The following is a 16,694-nucleotide window of genomic DNA, read 5'->3' on the forward strand; positions in this document are numbered from 1 at the left end:
GATGGGTTTAAAGAAATTTTTAGAAGACATTGAGCCGCATTTTGAACCAGGTGGTAAACACGAAAAATGGTACGCCCTGTATGAAGCAGCCGCGACTATTTTTTACACGCCAGGTTATGTAAATAAAGGCGCAACTCACGTTCGCGATAATATCGACCTAAAACGCATGATGATTTTAGTGTGGATGGCGACGTTCCCAGCTATGTTTTTTGGTATGTTCAACATCGGTCATCAGGCCGCAGGTGCTTTAGCGCAAGGTTTTGAACTAGCAAACTCTTGGCAGGTTGGCTTGTTCCAGTTATTTGGTGGTGAATTAACCGCTGAGTCGGGCTGGGGCGCTAAAATGTTCTACGGGGCATGTTTCTTCTTACCAATATACGCCGTTACTTTTGCAGTAGGTGGTTTTTGGGAAGTACTATTTGCTTCTGTGCGTAAGCATGAAGTTAACGAAGGTTTCTTCGTAACCTCTGTATTATTTGCACTTATTTTGCCTGCGACTATTCCTTTATGGCAAGTGGCGTTAGGTATTACGTTTGGTGTTGTTATTGCTAAAGAAATCTTTGGTGGTACAGGCCGTAACTTCTTAAACCCTGCATTAGCGGGCCGTGCGTTTTTATTTTTCGCATACCCTGCACAAATTTCAGGTGACACAGTATGGACTGCAGTAGACTCGTTCTCTGGTGCAACTATGCTAGGTCAAGCGTTTGTAGGCACTCTTGATTACAGCAACATGGCACTATGGTGGGATGCGTTTTACGGTTTCATTCAAGGTTCTGTAGGTGAAACATCTACTCTTGCTGTGCTTATTGGTGGCTTATTCTTAATTTACGTTCGCATCGCTTCTTGGCGCATTGTTCTAGGTGTATTCCTAGGTATGGTGGCAACTGCATTCTTATTAAATGCAATTGGCTCTGAGAGTAACCCTGTATTTGCTATGCCTTGGCATTGGCATTTAGTACTAGGTGGCTTTGCGTTTGGTATGTTCTTTATGGCTACTGACCCTGTATCAGCTGCATTTACCGATAAAGGTAAGTTCGCATACGGCGCGCTTATTGGCTTTATGGTAGTTATGATCCGTGTAGTAAACCCTGCTTTCCCAGAAGGCATGATGCTAGCAATCTTATTTGCTAACTTATTTGCTCCACTGTTCGATCACTTTGTAGTGCAAGCTAATATCAAGCGGAGGTTGGCACGTAATGTCTAGTAATAACGAATCAATCGGCAAAACGTTAACGGTTGTTGTCGCACTATGTTTAGTGTGTGCAATTATTGTATCGTTTGCTTCTGTACAGCTTCGTCCTTTACAGCAAGCTAACAAAACTCAAGATATTCAACGTAATATCCTAGCGGCAGCTGACATTGAAGTTGAAGGCTCTGTGTCAGAGACTTTCAATGGCAAAATTGAAGCTCGAGTTGTAGAGATGAAATCTGGTGAGTTTGTTGATGTAGATCCTAACTCATTTGATTTTGAGAAAAGCAAGTTCGACCAGAGCATCAGTAAGTCTTTAAAAGAGAAGGGTGTTAAAGATATTGCTGGTATTCAGCGTATGACTGATAACTCACCTGTTTACATCTCTAAAAAAGAAGATGGCTCTACAGATGCAATCATTTTACCTATCCAAGGTTACGGCCTTTGGGGTGTAATGTACGGTTTCTTAGCGCTTGAAAGCGATGGCGAAACAGTTAAAAACATCAACTTTTACAAGCATAGCGAAACACCAGGCCTGGGTGGCGAAATTCAAAACCCACAATGGACAGCTAAATGGCAAGGTAAAGAGTTACCTATTAACATTATGAAAAGCGGTGCTAGCAACGAACATCAAATTGATGGTTTATCAGGTGCTACACTAACTTCTAATGGTGTTGATCACACAGTTGACTTTTGGACTGGTGAAAACGGCTTTGGTCCTTTCCTTGCGAAGGTACGTGAAGGAGCGTTGAAATAATGGCTGATACTAAAGAAATGAAGTCGGTCCTATTTGGTCCGGTTTTAGCTAACAACCCAATCGCATTACAAGTACTTGGTATTTGTTCTGCACTAGCGGTAACGTCTAGCTTAAAAAATGCCTTAATCATGTCAATTGCTTTGACATTAGTAACGGCGTTTTCTAGCTTGTTCATTTCAAGCATTCGTAACCACATACCTTCATCAGTACGTATTATCGTACAGATGACGATAATTGCTTCACTAGTAATTGTTGTAGACCAAGTATTACAAGCATTCTCTTACGCTACAGCAAAAGAGCTTTCTGTATTCGTTGGCCTAATCATTACTAACTGTATTGTAATGGGTCGTGCTGAAGCGTACGCAATGAAGTCGCCACCACTTATGTCATTTTTAGATGGTATTGGTAATGGCTTAGGCTACTCAGTGGTATTACTTACTGTTGGTTTCATTCGTGAGCTATTTGGTAAGGGAACACTATTCGGTGTTGATATTATCCCATTAGTACAAGATGGTGGTTGGTATCAACCTATGGGTCTATTGATTTTACCACCGAGTGCATTCTTCATCATTGGTTTATTCATATGGGTACTTCGTACTTATAAGAAAGACCAAGTAGAAGCTAAAGCGTAAGGGGCAAGCAGTGGAACATTATATTAGTTTATTTGTAAAAGCGGTTTTTATTGAAAACTTAGCTTTAGCTTTCTTCCTAGGTATGTGTACTTTCTTAGCAGTATCTAAAAAAGTAACTACGTCGATTGGCCTAGGTGTAGCCGTTATTGTGGTACTGGGCATTTCTGTACCAGTAAATAACTTGGTTTACCATGCCGTACTTGCACCAGGTGCATTAGAGTGGCTTGGTTACCCTGAAGCAGACCTTAGCTTTTTACGTTTCTTAACGTTCATTGGTGTTATTGCAGCACTAGTGCAAATTTTGGAAATGGCATTAGATAAGTTTTTCCCTGCACTTTACAACGCATTAGGTATCTTCTTACCACTAATCACAGTTAACTGTGCAATTTTTGGTGCGGTATCATTCATGGTTGAGCGTAACTATAACTTCGGCGAGTCTGTTGTTTATGGTGTTGGCGCTGGTGTTGGTTGGGCGCTTGCAATTACATTACTTGCAGGTATCCGTGAGAAAATGAAATATTCAGACGTGCCAGATGGCCTACGTGGTTTAGGTATTACCTTCATCACTGTTGGTTTAATGGGTCTTGGCTTTATGTCATTCTCTGGTATTTCACTGTAAAGGTAGCGAGGATAAATCATGAGTTATGAGATTTTCTTAGGCGTTGGTGTTTTCATCGCTATCGTTGTACTACTAGTTTTAGTCATCATTGGTGCTAAATCTAAGTTAGTTGCAAGCGGTGACATCATCATCGGTATTAATGGCGATCCAGACAAAGCCATTAAAACATCAGCAGGTAGCAAGCTTTTAGGTGCGCTATCTGAATCAGGTATTTTCGTATCTTCTGCTTGTGGTGGCGGTGGCTCTTGTGGTCAGTGTCGTGTACACATTAAAGAAGGTGGTGGCGATATCTTACCAACAGAACTTGATCACATTTCTAAAGGTGAAGCCCGTGAAGGCTGTCGTTTAGCATGTCAGGTAAATGTTAAAAATGACATGGAAATTGAACTTGAAGAGTCAATTTTCGGTGTTAAAAAATGGGATTGTGAAGTTATCTCTAACGATAACAAAGCAACGTTCATTAAAGAGCTTAAGCTACAAATTCCAGATGGCGAATCAGTGCCTTTCCGTGCGGGTGGTTACATCCAAATCGAAGCGCCTGCTCACCATGTTAAATACGCAGATTTCGATATTCCTGAAGAGTATCGTGGCGACTGGAATCACTTTGGTTTCTTCGACCTGGAGTCAAAAGTAGACGATGAAACAATTCGTGCATACTCAATGGCTAACTACCCGGAAGAAGAAGGCATTATCATGCTTAACGTGCGTATTGCTACACCGCCGCCAAGAAACCTAAGCCTACCATGTGGTAAAATGTCATCGTACATTTGGTCACTTAAAGAAGGCGACAAGGTAACTATTTCAGGTCCATTTGGTGAGTTCTTCGCTAAAGACACAGACGCTGAAATGGTATTCGTAGGTGGTGGTGCAGGTATGGCACCAATGCGTTCACATATCTTTGACCAACTTAAGCGTTTAAACTCTAAGCGTAAGATTAGTTTCTGGTATGGTGCGCGTTCTGAGCGTGAAATGTTCTATGTTGAAGATTTCGACGGCTTAGCAGCTGAAAATGATAACTTTGTATGGCATACCGCATTGTCTGACCCACAACCAGAAGATAACTGGGAAGGTTACACAGGCTTTATCCATAACGTACTTTATGAAAACTACTTGAAAGATCATGAAGCGCCAGAGGATTGTGAGTTCTACATGTGTGGTCCTCCAATGATGAACGCGGCTGTTATCGGCATGCTTAAAGACCTAGGTGTAGAAGACGAAAACATCTTACTAGATGACTTCGGTGGTTAACACCCATATCAAAACAGCTTAGTTTTGGTTAAAATACGGGCCTCGTCGCACTTTGTGCTACGGGGCTTTTTTTATTTTATTTTACATGGGCTAATTTAATGAACAGAGTAAGCAGTTCTCAAGGCGCTATCAGTATTTTTTTATTAACTATAATGCTATTTATTTCTGGCTGTGGGGCTGATAAAACACCTCAGGAGGTATTCTTAGAAGGCAAAACGATGGGCACCACCTATCATATTAAATACTTTGCCGACGATAAAAGCGTTGATGCCACAAAGTTACAGCAGCAAATAGATGATGAGCTAAAAGCAGTTAATCAGTCTATGTCTACGTATATTCCAGATTCTGAAATTAACACATTTAATAAATTACCCGCCAATCAGGTTATGTCAATTAGCGAAGACTTTAGGGCTGTGGTGAGTGAATCTATTCGCTTAGGTAAGTCGACCAAAACGCTCGATGTAACCATGGGCCCGTTAATAGATTTATGGGGCTTTGGACCTGATAAAAAACCAACTAAGCGTCCAGATGATGAAGCACTTGCTGCAATGATTGAAAAAATAGGTGTAGATAAACTTAGCCTTACTGAGCAGGGCCTTGCTAAAACAGTTGATGGTTTAGAGCTATCGTTTTCGGCCACAGCGAAAGGGTATGGCATTGATAAAGTAGCGCAATTACTTGAAAGCCAAAACATTAGTAACTATATGGTAGAAATAGGTGGGGAGCTGCGCATTGGCGGTGAAAAGCCAAATAACCAAGATTGGAAAATTGCGATAGAGCAGCCAGATGCGCCACCAGGTGAGCGAAAAGTTCACCGTGTATTAGCGCCTGGTACGAATGGCATTGCAACATCAGGTGACTACCGTATTTTTTATAAAATGGATGGCGAAACCTACACCCATTTAATAGACCCAGTAACAGGCATGCCAATAAAACATGACTTAGTGTCGGTTACTGTATTACATCCTAGTGCAATGACCGCAGATGGCTTAGCAACTGCATTAACGGTTATGGGAATGGACGATGCTAAAGCATACGCTGAAAAGCACGATTTACCAGTGTACTTAATGGCTAAATCAGACAAAGGCATTGTGACTTACGCGAGCACTGCATTTAAACCTTATTTGTAATATAATAACGTTTAGTTAAAGCTTTATTAGTGCTAAACGCATATTACAACCGATTTTTTGAAATAGACTTTTCTCGCATCTATGTGGGTTTTGGGTGTATAATTTAGCGGTCGCTCAACAATGTTTGAGCATAATTTGTTGCTGATCAATAGGGGCTAAGCAATGTCACTTTTTCTTCTTACATTTGGTTTATTAATTTTAATCGTGATAGCTATGGCTGTTGGTATGATCGTGCAAAGAAAGTCTATGGCAAGTAGTTGCGGTGGATTAGGCTCGGTAGGTATTGATAAAGCCTGTGATTGTGACGATCCATGTGATAAGCGTAAAAAGCGTATGGCTAAAGAGCAAGCCTGGAAAGAAAACCAAATTATTTAAGCTGTAGCTTAATGACAAAAAGCGCCTTTTGGCGCTTTTTTTGTACCTGCAAAACGCCTTCGCATCATAGTTTCCAAAGCAATCCAATCTAAATGTATTAGACCAAGGTCTATAGTTTAGTTTTTTTCACCTATTAGGTTTATTTTTCTCGTTTGTCAAATTGGAGCTAACACTCTAAAGTTTAACCATAGACACAGAGCAAGGCTCTAGTGACAAGCTTGAGGCAAGTTAGCCTCGCTGAAAAGAATCTTTATAAATGTGTGTGTAAAGATGTTGTCAGTGTAAAAGCAGCTCGACTTTGGTGGTGACCAACTGAGAGCTGTTTTATTTTCTTACAACGCACATGTTTATGGCTTAGACCTAAATTGGTTAGCGTAGCTAACAAACTGAATCTTTATATTGTGTGTGAAGATGTTGTCAGTGTGAAAGGCAACTCAAGGTCGGTGGTGACTGGTTTTGAGTTGTTTTTATTCCCTGCAATTGCCACGTAGTGTAAACCAAAAATCTTTATATTGTGTGTGAAGATGTTGTCAGTGTGAAAGGCAACTCAAGTTCGGTGGTGACTTAGCTTAAGTTGTTTTTATTCCCTACAATTGCCACGCAGTGTAAACCAAAAATCTTTATATTGTGTGTGAAGATGTTGTCAGTGTGAAAGGCGGCTCAATTTCGGTGGTGACTGAATTTGGGCTGTTTTTATTTGTGCTCCTTTATTTTCAACCTCATTAATATCCTTATCTCTACTCCTCAAGCCTCTTAAATATCAAATATCTATAAGCTAAACCTTTATTTTTTATTGTGTTATTTTTTATTAACAAAATAGCTGCGAAAGCTTAACGCAAAACTTTATATTTTTTGTTGAACCGAAAACTGTCTTTGTTATACTCAGCATCGAACTTTCAGTAAGTTTTGAAAGTTTGTTTGATACGGATCAATTCTCACTAGGTAAATGTGTGCTAGCCGGGTTTGATTGTATTTAGCACCTCGTTTTAGGGCTTACAGCAGCAATGTTTTTTAATTTTTCCATTGCGCGCTTAATTACTCTAATTTTGTTATTAGTCATTTAGTAGGTTATGTCTTTGAACACACTTTCTTTGCATCATACAAATACGGCTTTTGCTTCTAGCAAACCGCAAACGTGTGAGCGCTTGAATAAAGCGGGCAAGGGCGTGTGTGTCGCTATAACATTATTAGTGTTTAATACGGTAATGCTGCTAAGTGGTGCATTAGAGGATGCCTTTCAGCTTGAAGCGCTGTTTAGCAATGGCTCTATTGTTGAGCCTGTTTTGCTGCACATCACGCAATTTTTAGCTCATCCGATCATATCTAGTCAGCTACTCATTGGCCTTTGCTGGTTATTGTTCCATATTTTTCCGGCGCGTCGTGCTGGAATAATCCTTCGTAAAGCCGCTTTCGCTTTTCGCGAGGCAAAAGTACACCAACCTGTGTCCGCTGCACATGGTTGTCGTGCTCCACCTAGCTTTACAGGTTGTCTGTAAGGCTTCATTTGTTGCTGGTTTTAATTATTTTTTCTTGCTGTAAATAATTAAAGTTTGCATTAGCAATGTAGCCGCGTGTTTTAAACACGTCAGCCAACCAACACTCACCCAAGTTAACTTTTATTACGTTATATAAATGCGTTTAGAAGCTGGGTTTGTTGCTAGGTATTTTTTGCATCCACTTGCAGCGGGTTCAGTCCCTTTATTTTTATAATTTAGTTCTAGTTAACTTGGGTTTTTATTGAAAAATCGTTGCTTGATTTTTATTCAAAGCAGCAAATTAAAACTCTAGGTTTGTAGGATACTCCCTTGTTAATTCGTAACCTTTGTAATATTGCTTTAGCTAGTACGGTGCTGGCGTTGTCAGGCTGTAAAGGCGGGATACTCGATCCAAAAGGCCAAATAGGTATTGATGAGAAAAACTTAATCATCATTGCTACTGTCCTTATGCTGCTTGTAGTAATCCCCGTTATTGTGATGACTTTGTATTTCGCATGGAAATACCGAGACACACAAGATCATGAAATTTATGCACCAAAATGGGCTCATTCAAATAAGATTGAAGCCGTTGTTTGGGCTGTTCCTATTGTTATCGTTATTATTTTAGGTGTTATTACTTGGCAGTCTACCCAAGACTTAGACCCCTATAAACCTATTGAAGGTAAAGGCGAGCACCTCACTGTAGAGGTGGTTTCATTAAACTGGAAGTGGCTATTTATTTACCCAGAGCAAGGTATTGCAACGGTAAATGAATTGGTATTTCCGGCTAATGTACCTGTTGAATACAAAATCACTTCACAAAGCACAATGAACTCGTTTTTTATTCCTCAGCTAGGTAGTCAAATTTATTCTATGGCTGGCATGGAAACCAAGCTTCACTTAATTGCTAATGAGCCGGGCACATTTAAAGGCTTTTCAGCTAATTACAGTGGCGCAGGTTTTACCGGTATGAAATTCAATGCCATTGCCACTCCAACACAAGCCGACTTTGAAAAGTGGGTAACAAGCGTTAAAGCCAATGCTAATAACCTCACCCATGCCAATTATGTTGAGCTTGCAAAAGCCAGTGAAAATAATCCTGTTGCCTATTATGGCAAGGTCGACGACGGCCTATTTCATACCATTGTTATGAAGTATATGCAGGCACATGGCGATATGAATAAAAAACATCAAGCGATGAGCGAGCATGGGCAAATGAGCAAAAAGCACCATGAAATGAATGAACACGCAATGCCTTCATCTCACAGCCAGGGCGAGGAATAATAATGTCGTTTTTAGGTAAACTTTCACTCGACGCAATTCCGTTTCATGAGCCAATTATAATGGTTACCATGACGGTGATAGCGATTGCCGGGCTTATTATTGCCGGGCTTATTACTAAATATAAAAAGTGGGGCGTGCTTTGGCACGACTGGATCACCTCTGTTGATCATAAACGCTTAGGCGTAATGTACATTTTTTTAGCACTAATAATGCTGTTTCGTGGTTTTTCTGATGCAATAATGATGCGTGCGCAGTTGGCACTTGCTACCAGTGGTGCGCCAGGTTATTTACCTCCTGAGCATTACGACCAAATATTTACAGCGCACGGCGTTATCATGATCATATTTATGGCTATGCCATTTATGATTGGCCTAATGAACATTGTATTGCCACTGCAAATTGGCGCACGCGATGTCGCTTTTCCATTTTTAAATAACCTAAGTTTTTGGTTTACTGCCAGCGGGGCCATTTTAATTAACTTGTCGCTTGTATTTGGTGAGTTTGCAAAAACAGGTTGGGTGGCGTATCCGCCGCTTTCGGAGCTGACCTTTAGCCCTGGGGTGGGGGTCGATTATTATATATGGGCCTTGCAGATTTCCGGGCTCGGTACACTTTTAACTGCAGTAAACTTTTTAGCGACTGTGTTTAAAATGCGTGCCCCAGGTATGACCCTAATGAAAATGCCAATTTTTACATGGGCATGTACATGGGCAAACATCTTAATTGCAGCATCATTCCCAATTTTAACTGCTGTACTTGCAATGCTAACGCTTGACCGGTACCTCGACTTCCACTTTTTTACCAATGAATTGGGCGGTAACGCCATGATGTACATCAACCTGTTTTGGGCATGGGGTCATCCTGAGGTATATATTTTAGTACTGCCTGCGTTTGGTATTTTTTCTGAAATTATCTCAACCTTTGCCGGTAAACGTTTGTTTGGTTACAAATCGATGGTTTACGCCAGCGGTGCAATCTCAATTTTAGGTTTTATTGTTTGGCTACACCACTTTTTCACCATGGGGTCGAGTGCAAACGTTAATGCGTTCTTTGGGGTAATGACCATGGTTATTGCAGTCCCTACTGGCGTTAAGCTATTCAACTGGTTGTTTACTATTTACCGCGGCCGTTTACGTATCAGCGTTCCTGTACTTTGGACATTAGGCTTTATGGTTACCTTTACAGTAGGCGGTATGACCGGCGTACTACTGGCTATTCCGGGTGCCGATTACGTGTTGCATAACAGTTTATTCTTAATTGCGCATTTCCATAACACAATTATTGGTGGCGCTGTATTTGGCTACCTTGCAGGTTTTGTGTTTTGGTTCCCTAAAGCAATGGGCTTTAAGCTTAGCGAAAAATGGGGTAAAGCGTCTTTTTGGTGTTGGATAGTTGGTTTCTTCGTGGCATTTATGCCGTTGTATGTACTTGGTTTCTTAGGTATGACACGTCGCTTAAACCACACTAACAACCCAGATTGGAACATGTGGTTATACATTGCCGCAGGCGGTGCTGTGATTATTATGTTTGGTATTATTTTCCAAGCCGTACAGCTATTTGTTAGCTTTAGAGACCGTGAAGCACTTGACGATGCAACTGGCGATCCGTGGAACGGCCATACACTAGAATGGGCAACTAGCTCACCTCCACAAGTGTATAACTTTGCCACTATTCCACACATTGACGATATTGATGCCTGGACCGACATGAAAGAAAAAGGCCAAGCTTATCAAACAAAAGCAAGTTACAGCCCAATTCATATGCCTAAAAATACCTCTGCAGGTGTGTTGATGGCAGCTAGCCTAACAGCATTTTGTTTTGCCATGATCTGGCATATTTGGTGGTTAGCTGTAGTAGGGCTAGTGGGTGGAATTGCCATATTTATTAAGCGTTGTTACACCAATGATGTTGATTACTACATACAGCCAGATGAAATTGCACGCACTGAAGCTGCGTATAATTCAAGTGGAAATAAGGAGCTAAACGCGTGAGTACACTTTCTGCAAATCTAGAATCTGCAAATTTAGACTCTGTATCGCACGATGCTCATGCCCACGCGCATGAGCATCACGACACATCGGGCGATACGATATTTGGCTTTTGGTTATACCTAATGACCGATTGCCTATTATTTGCCTCGTTTTTTGCCACTTACGCCGTGCTGTTTATGAACACAGCCGGCGGTGTATCAGGTAAAGACATTTTTGAACTCGACTTTGTTGCAGTAGAAACTGCTGCGCTACTTATTAGTAGTATTACCTTTGGCTTTGCCATGATTGCCGCACAAGGGCAAAAAAAGGCACTAACACTCATCTGGTTGTTTATCACCTTTTGTTTAGGTGCTGTGTTTATAGGCATGGAAATTTACGAATTTCACCACCTAATTGTGCATGGTAACGGCCCGCAACAAAGTGCTTTTTTAACCTCATTCTTCTCGTTAGTAGGCTTACATGGCTTACACGTAACTGCGGGTCTAATTTGGATGAGTATTATGATGATAGAAGTGGCTAAACGTGGTTTAGGTAAACAAACAGTGACACGCTTAAGCTGCCTAAGCCTGTTTTGGCACTTCTTAGACATTGTTTGGATTTGTGTATTTACCGTTGTTTATTTAATGGGAGCAATGTAATGAGCCACAGCGAAGCGCACGCGTTAAAGCAAATGCAAAACGAGCACCATGATGAATCTCATGGCAGTGTTAAAACTTACTTAATAGGCTTTGTGCTATCAATAATTTTAACCGCCATACCGTTTTACATGGTTATGGAAGGCGACTTTTCAAAAGTAACTACGCTTTGGAGCATTGTTACTTTAGCTATTGTACAAATTTGGGTGCACTTAAAATACTTTTTACACCTTAATTTTACGACAGAAGATGGCCGTGCAAGTACCTTCTCATTTTTATTCAGCGCCCTAATTATCGTCATGGTTGTTGGGTTATCGGTTTGGATAATTTACGAATCTAACGCAATGATGATGTACTAGGAGTTGAAGATGTTTCGTCGTTATTTATCAGTGACTAAGCCGGGCATTATTATGGGCAACCTTATTAGCGTTGCAGGCGGTTTTTTGCTTGCCTCTCGCGGAGATATAGACCCATGGCTAATGGTTGTTACGCTTATTGGCTTGTCACTTGTGGTTGCATCGGGCTGTGCTATCAACAATGTTATTGATAGAGATATAGATGTAGCCATGGCACGTACGCGTACGCGGGTTACAGTAACAGGCGAAATGTCGGCCTTTGCTGCACTGAGTCACGGGGTTTTGTTGGGGGTTGTAGGTTTTGGTTTACTCATTGCTTACACCACACAAGCCGCGGTATTTTTTGCAGTGTTTGGTTATGTCATTTATGTTGGGGTTTATAGCCTTTACATGAAACGCAACTCTGTTTATGGCACGTTTGTAGGCAGCCTTTCAGGCGCTGTGCCCCCTGTTGTAGGTTACTGCGCCGTAACAGGGCAGTTCGATATGGGCGCATTAATACTGCTAGTTATGTTTAGTTTGTGGCAAATGCCGCACTCATATGCCATTGCTATTTTTCGCTTTAAAGATTACCAAGCCGCAGGTATTCCTGTATTACCTGTAGCGCAAGGGATTGATAAAGCGAAACGTCATATCGTACTTTATATTGCTGTATATGCTTTAGTCGTCATGCTGTTACCAATAAGTGGCTACACGGGCGCCGCCTTTATGGCTGTGGCGTGTATTACCAGTTTTTGGTGGTTACTTATGGCACTGCGTGGCTATCGCCGTAATGTTAATTTAACAAGCTGGGCACGCCAAGTATTTGCTTTTTCTATTATAAATATTACAGCACTCAGTATAGCCATGGCCGTTGACTACCACAGCGCAGCGCCACAACTGCTTACACTAATATAATTTTAAAACTTTACATTTCCAAAGTTAATCCAAAGGCTCGAAAGGGCCTTTTTTTATGCCTAAAATAGCTGGGCAATAGAGTGCTTGTTGGCAAGTTCTAGGCTTTGTTTTATACGGGCTCTTACATCAGGTGATTTATTTTGGCTTAGTTTAAAGTTTCCACTCCAATGAGTGGGAGTAAACTCTATAAAGCTTAATTGTTGATACATTACTTGGCGACTGCGTATGGGCACGTGATTAATATTCCACATGGGCTTAAAGGGTTGCTCAAAATGGGTTGTTAGTTGATTCATTATTTTTTCTTTCTCAATATCACTTTTAATAATCACTACCTTTGCGGTTATTTGCACAGATGAGTAAAGCCAGCTCGGCAGTGTTTTATTATTGCTATAAGAGGGAGATAGGTAACAATTGTCACCATTGAAAAGTAATTTTACAGAGTGTTCATCACATTGTGTTAACGGATTGTTTTTTGCTACGTGAGCCATAAATACATTACGTGAGTGCTCATATAATACAGGTACATGGCATATAGTATTTAAGCCACTTTGCGAGCTGGGCATTAAAATACTCGCTAGCGGAAATTGCTCAACCAATGCCTTTAAGCGTTTAATATCATGTTCTTGAAAATGCATCGGTGGGTACATTAAAACCTCTCCTCTAGTTGTAATTTTATACTCGGCCACTGCTCATCAACTATGCTAAATTTTGCTGTGTTTCTATAGCTACCATCATTAAGCTTTCTATCTTTATAAGCGAGTCCTTCAAAATGGGCGCCTAAACGAGTAATTGCGTTACGTGATTTTTGATTTTTTTCATGAGTATTAAATGTAATTCTCACTAAATTAAGCTCATCAAACGCGTATTTAAGCAGTAAATATTTAGCGTGTGTATTTATGTAAGTTCGCTGCCAGTCATTACTAATAAATGTATGACCAATCTCAGCGCTTAAATTATGTGTATCTAACTTAAATAACCGTGTTGTGCCCACTACTTGCTGTGTGTTTTTATCAATAATGGCAAAAACAACTTGTTCGTTTTTATTAAATTGCGCCTGAGTTAAAAACCATTCGTGTAGTATTGCAGGGCTTTTAGTGTAATTGCTTAATACCCACTGCCATACATTAGGGTGCTGGCCCGCCTTATATAATCCATTTAGGTGCTTATGGTTTAATGGCTCTAAAATGACCTTGTTTGTTTTATGTGTTTGCAGATTAAACATTAATGGCTCCATTTTTGCTATTTGTGAGCAACAAATGTACGCTTATTTGGGTTGGTAAAAACAACCAGAATGTAACTTTTACCTATACCAGATTAAGGAAGCGTATGCAGCCGATTAATATTGAGTTTAATGAGCAACGCAAAGCAAAGTATTTGCAGCTAGCGCAAGCACTTCGTAGCGCAATTATTAAAGGCGATATTGCGGTAGGCGCTAAGTTAAGCTCAGCCAGAGAAATGGCGCAAACTTACCAGTTAAACCGTCATACAATAATGAATGCTTTACAACTATTAGTGGCTGAGGGATGGTTAGAGTCTCATGAGCGTAGCGGTTATAAGGTAACGCAAACTTTACCTATCCAAGGCAGCGCTAATACTAAGCAAGTGCCAGCCTTAACACCTAAAGCCTATAAATTTGCTAAAGAGCTAGCAGTTCCAGCTCCTGCAATGAATTTAAATAATTATAAGTATAATTTTGCAGGTGGCCTCCCAGATCTTAATTGCTTCCCATATAAAGAATTTAAACGCTCCTTAAGCCATGTTTTTAACCATGTAGATACCAGTAAATTTCATTATGGTGATATAAGCGGTGTGAGTGAGTTAAAAGTGCAAATAAGCAATTACTTATATAAAGCGCGTAACTTAAAAACAAACGACTTACTTGTGTGTAATGGCTCACAAGAAGCACTATTTTTAATCTCGAAAGCATTTATTAGCACTAACGATTTTGTTGCTGTAGAAACGTTAGGGTATCCACCAGCCCGTAAAGCTTTTGCGGCATGTGGCGCACAAATAGTAGATATAAAACAAGATGAATACGGTTTATGTATTGATGATTTGAAAGCGCAACTTAGCCGCTTCTCAATTAAAATGTTGTACTTAACACCGCTGCATCAGTACCCGACAACTGTTACTTTATCGCCTACACGGCGTATGCAAATTTATCAGTTATGTTACCAACATGGCGTAATGATTATAGAGGATGACTATGACCATGAGTTTCATTACCAATGTCACCCGTTACAACCAATGGCGGCGGATGACCCTGCGGGTATAGTTATTTACCTTTCTACATTCTCTAAAATTATGTTTTCCGCAGCCAGAATCGGTTACATTTGCGCTGCCCCTGATGTTATCGCACAGCTTAATGCGTGGAAGCAGTTAATGAATCATAAAAATGATGTGGTTATGCAATTAGCTTTAGCGCACTTTATGAAAGAAGGCGCATTTGAACGTCATTTAAAACGCATGACAAAGCTTTATAAACAGCGATATGAAGCAATGGATAACTCATTAAGAGCACTGCAGGCTAAAGGATTACCTCTTGAGTTTAAAAAGCCCGATGGTGGGATGGCAATGTGGATTAACTTAAACATAGATACGGCTAATATTAAAAAGCACCTGCACATGCACAGTATTTATTTACAAACAGAAGCAGAGTTTTATTTTTGCGACTCTTATAGAAGCTTAAAACCTAAACACTTTAGCTACTTGCGTCTAGGCTTTGCTGGCCAGTCAGAGGAAGTCATGCAAGAAGGTATAAACATAATTGCTGAGTATGCTTATTAAGCTATTTTTTTAAACTTGCTGCTTCGTAAAACAAGGGCTTTAATGTACCGCAATTTATAAATTTATATGTTAACTCATTCTGGCTAGGAAGGAGAGTTGAGGTTCTAAACTTTTGCATGCAGGCATTTACCAAATCTACAAAAATTAGGTGGTTAAAACTAGGTGCTTGGCTAATTTTATGAATATAAATACGTTCAGTGCTGCCTAAATCAATCATATCGTATTCTTGCCATTGAGTTGGCTGTGCTAAGTCTTTTAATTGGCGGGCATACAGCTGTTTACTCATTTCTATTGTTCGGTTTGTGTAAATTAGGCTACCTGCTTTTTTGTAATTGCCTTCGTACACATCGGCGGTAATAGTTATTGCTTCACCGCGCATTAAACGTTGAATATTAAACGGTTTGGGCTTTAGCGTTATAAGTTCTGCGTTGCGTACAACATCTAAAAAAGCTACATCGGGGTTTTTAATCCTATACACCACTTGTACATCGTGTGGTAATTTATAGCCAGGTAAGTTAAATGCATAAATTCCCGAACCTTTATTCACCAGTGCTATTGCATGCTCAGCATTGTATTTGGGGTTGAGCGGGGGCAATTCTGCTGCCTCTTGCTCAGCAAAAGCGCATCCGCTTATAGTAATGATCAACAAAGTAAGTAATAAACGCATAATAATCTCATTAATTTATGAGCTTAAATTGTAGTATATAGTGCGCTAAGCTGGTGATTTATTGTTGGGCCAAGTAAGCCTATTTAAGATGTATTTATGCACTTAGTTTCTCACTTCGTGTAATAAAGTTCTGGCATATACGTGTAGGTTTTCGTCTTCAGGGTTTGAAGTGTTGGTTAAATAAATTATACGCCCAGCTTTATTAATAAATAAGGTAGTGGGTGTGCCTCTTATTCCTAATTGTTTTGCTATGGCATCGGCTTTAATAGCTGTTTTAAATGTATAGCCTCTATCAATTATTGCTTTGGCGGGGGTGGCATCGTCGTCTTCTTGAAAGCTTACCGCAATGACCTTTAAGCCTTTGTGTTTTATTTTTTCAAGTGCTGGTTGCAGCTTTTTACAATATGGGCACCACGTAGCCCAAAAATGTAAAACGTAGGGTTGGCCTAATAAATCTTGTGTGTGAACGGACGAACCATCAGCCATGTTTAACGTTATTGCAGGCAATAGTGGTAATGAGTCATCATCAGCGAGTTGCTGTGCAGAGCTTATAAAGCTTAATAAAATCAGTGTAATTGCAGTAATTAGTTTTCTCATGGTTCGTTCTTATTATTTTTTTAATATTAATAAGAACGTGAATTAAGTTATTTCA

The 16,694-nt window shown here is 40.2% G+C and carries 18 protein-coding genes; 14 read left to right on the forward strand and 4 right to left on the reverse strand.

The window, feature by feature from the left end; genetic code table 11:
* Position 1: 1 nt before the first annotated feature.
* From QUE46_RS04480 to cyoE, 13 genes are all read left to right on the forward strand, one after another.
* Positions 2-1,204, forward strand: coding sequence for an NADH:ubiquinone reductase (Na(+)-transporting) subunit B (locus tag QUE46_RS04480; protein ID WP_286246388.1), 1,203 nt, complete (start codon positions 2-4; stop codon positions 1,202-1,204).
* Positions 1,197-1,946, forward strand: a complete 750-nt coding sequence (locus QUE46_RS04485) for a Na(+)-translocating NADH-quinone reductase subunit C (RefSeq protein ID WP_286246389.1) — start codon at positions 1,197-1,199, stop codon at positions 1,944-1,946. Before QUE46_RS04480 ends, QUE46_RS04485 begins: the two co-directional genes overlap by 8 nt.
* Positions 1,946-2,578, forward strand: coding sequence for an NADH:ubiquinone reductase (Na(+)-transporting) subunit D (locus QUE46_RS04490; protein WP_004587140.1), 633 nt, complete (start codon positions 1,946-1,948; stop codon positions 2,576-2,578). The genes QUE46_RS04485 and QUE46_RS04490 overlap by 1 nt, the downstream gene beginning before the upstream one ends.
* Positions 2,579-2,588: 10 nt before the next feature.
* Positions 2,589-3,197 carry an NADH:ubiquinone reductase (Na(+)-transporting) subunit E gene (gene nqrE, locus QUE46_RS04495; RefSeq protein ID WP_004587139.1) on the forward strand — a complete coding sequence of 203 codons (609 nt, stop codon included), beginning with the start codon at positions 2,589-2,591 and terminating at the stop codon, positions 3,195-3,197.
* An 18-nt stretch (positions 3,198-3,215) separates the two neighbouring features.
* A complete protein-coding gene (gene nqrF, locus QUE46_RS04500; protein WP_286246390.1) occupies positions 3,216-4,445 on the forward strand; it encodes an NADH:ubiquinone reductase (Na(+)-transporting) subunit F in 1,230 nt (409 codons plus the stop codon).
* A 98-nt stretch (positions 4,446-4,543) separates the two neighbouring features.
* The gene (locus tag QUE46_RS04505; RefSeq protein ID WP_286246391.1) at positions 4,544-5,575 is read left to right on the forward strand and encodes an FAD:protein FMN transferase; all 1,032 of its coding nucleotides are present in this window, start codon (positions 4,544-4,546) and stop codon (positions 5,573-5,575) included.
* Between the two features lie 162 nt (positions 5,576-5,737).
* Complete coding sequence (gene nqrM, locus QUE46_RS04510) at positions 5,738-5,950, forward strand: (Na+)-NQR maturation NqrM (protein ID WP_004587136.1); 213 nt, start codon at positions 5,738-5,740, stop codon at positions 5,948-5,950.
* Positions 5,951-7,026: 1,076 nt separating this feature from the next.
* Positions 7,027-7,446, forward strand: a complete 420-nt coding sequence (locus QUE46_RS04515) for a hypothetical protein (protein WP_055016845.1) — start codon at positions 7,027-7,029, stop codon at positions 7,444-7,446.
* A 309-nt stretch (positions 7,447-7,755) separates the two neighbouring features.
* Positions 7,756-8,709: a ubiquinol oxidase subunit II gene (gene cyoA / locus QUE46_RS04520; RefSeq protein WP_286246392.1), complete on the forward strand. Its 954-nt coding sequence runs from the start codon at positions 7,756-7,758 to the stop codon at positions 8,707-8,709.
* 2 nt (positions 8,710-8,711) lie between these two features.
* The gene (gene cyoB, locus QUE46_RS04525) at positions 8,712-10,700 is read left to right on the forward strand and encodes a cytochrome o ubiquinol oxidase subunit I (RefSeq protein ID WP_286246393.1); all 1,989 of its coding nucleotides are present in this window, start codon (positions 8,712-8,714) and stop codon (positions 10,698-10,700) included.
* Complete coding sequence (cyoC, locus tag QUE46_RS04530) at positions 10,697-11,338, forward strand: cytochrome o ubiquinol oxidase subunit III (protein ID WP_286246394.1); 642 nt, start codon at positions 10,697-10,699, stop codon at positions 11,336-11,338. Before cyoB ends, cyoC begins: the two co-directional genes overlap by 4 nt.
* Positions 11,338-11,694, forward strand: coding sequence for a cytochrome o ubiquinol oxidase subunit IV (gene cyoD, locus QUE46_RS04535; RefSeq protein ID WP_004587444.1), 357 nt, complete (start codon positions 11,338-11,340; stop codon positions 11,692-11,694). The genes cyoC and cyoD overlap by 1 nt, the downstream gene beginning before the upstream one ends.
* A 9-nt stretch (positions 11,695-11,703) precedes the next feature.
* The gene (cyoE, locus tag QUE46_RS04540; RefSeq protein WP_273609322.1) at positions 11,704-12,588 is read left to right on the forward strand and encodes a heme o synthase; all 885 of its coding nucleotides are present in this window, start codon (positions 11,704-11,706) and stop codon (positions 12,586-12,588) included.
* A gap of 59 nt (positions 12,589-12,647) precedes the next feature.
* On the opposite strand, the gene QUE46_RS04545 is transcribed toward cyoE, so the two are convergent.
* Both QUE46_RS04545 and QUE46_RS04550 read right to left on the reverse strand, forming a co-directional pair.
* Positions 12,648-13,235, reverse strand: a complete 588-nt coding sequence (locus tag QUE46_RS04545; protein ID WP_286246395.1) for an FMN-binding negative transcriptional regulator — start codon at positions 13,233-13,235, stop codon at positions 12,648-12,650.
* Positions 13,235-13,810 carry a GNAT family N-acetyltransferase gene (locus QUE46_RS04550; RefSeq protein ID WP_286246396.1) on the reverse strand — a complete coding sequence of 192 codons (576 nt, stop codon included), beginning with the start codon at positions 13,808-13,810 and terminating at the stop codon, positions 13,235-13,237. The genes QUE46_RS04545 and QUE46_RS04550 overlap by 1 nt, the downstream gene beginning before the upstream one ends.
* A gap of 104 nt (positions 13,811-13,914) precedes the next feature.
* On the opposite strand from QUE46_RS04550, the gene QUE46_RS04555 reads away from it, so the two are divergent.
* Positions 13,915-15,375: a PLP-dependent aminotransferase family protein gene (locus QUE46_RS04555; protein WP_286246397.1), complete on the forward strand. Its 1,461-nt coding sequence runs from the start codon at positions 13,915-13,917 to the stop codon at positions 15,373-15,375.
* A 1-nt stretch (position 15,376) separates the two neighbouring features.
* On the opposite strand, the gene QUE46_RS04560 is transcribed toward QUE46_RS04555, so the two are convergent.
* A complete protein-coding gene (locus QUE46_RS04560; protein WP_286246398.1) occupies positions 15,377-16,042 on the reverse strand; it encodes a hypothetical protein in 666 nt (221 codons plus the stop codon).
* 102 nt (positions 16,043-16,144) lie between these two features.
* On the reverse strand, positions 16,145-16,639 hold the full coding sequence (locus tag QUE46_RS04565) for a TlpA disulfide reductase family protein (protein ID WP_273609317.1): 495 nt from the start codon (positions 16,637-16,639) through the stop codon (positions 16,145-16,147).
* Positions 16,640-16,694: the final 55 nt, after the last annotated feature.

The organism is Pseudoalteromonas sp. MM1 (assembly GCF_030296835.1).
Taxonomy (GTDB): domain Bacteria; phylum Pseudomonadota; class Gammaproteobacteria; order Enterobacterales; family Alteromonadaceae; genus Pseudoalteromonas.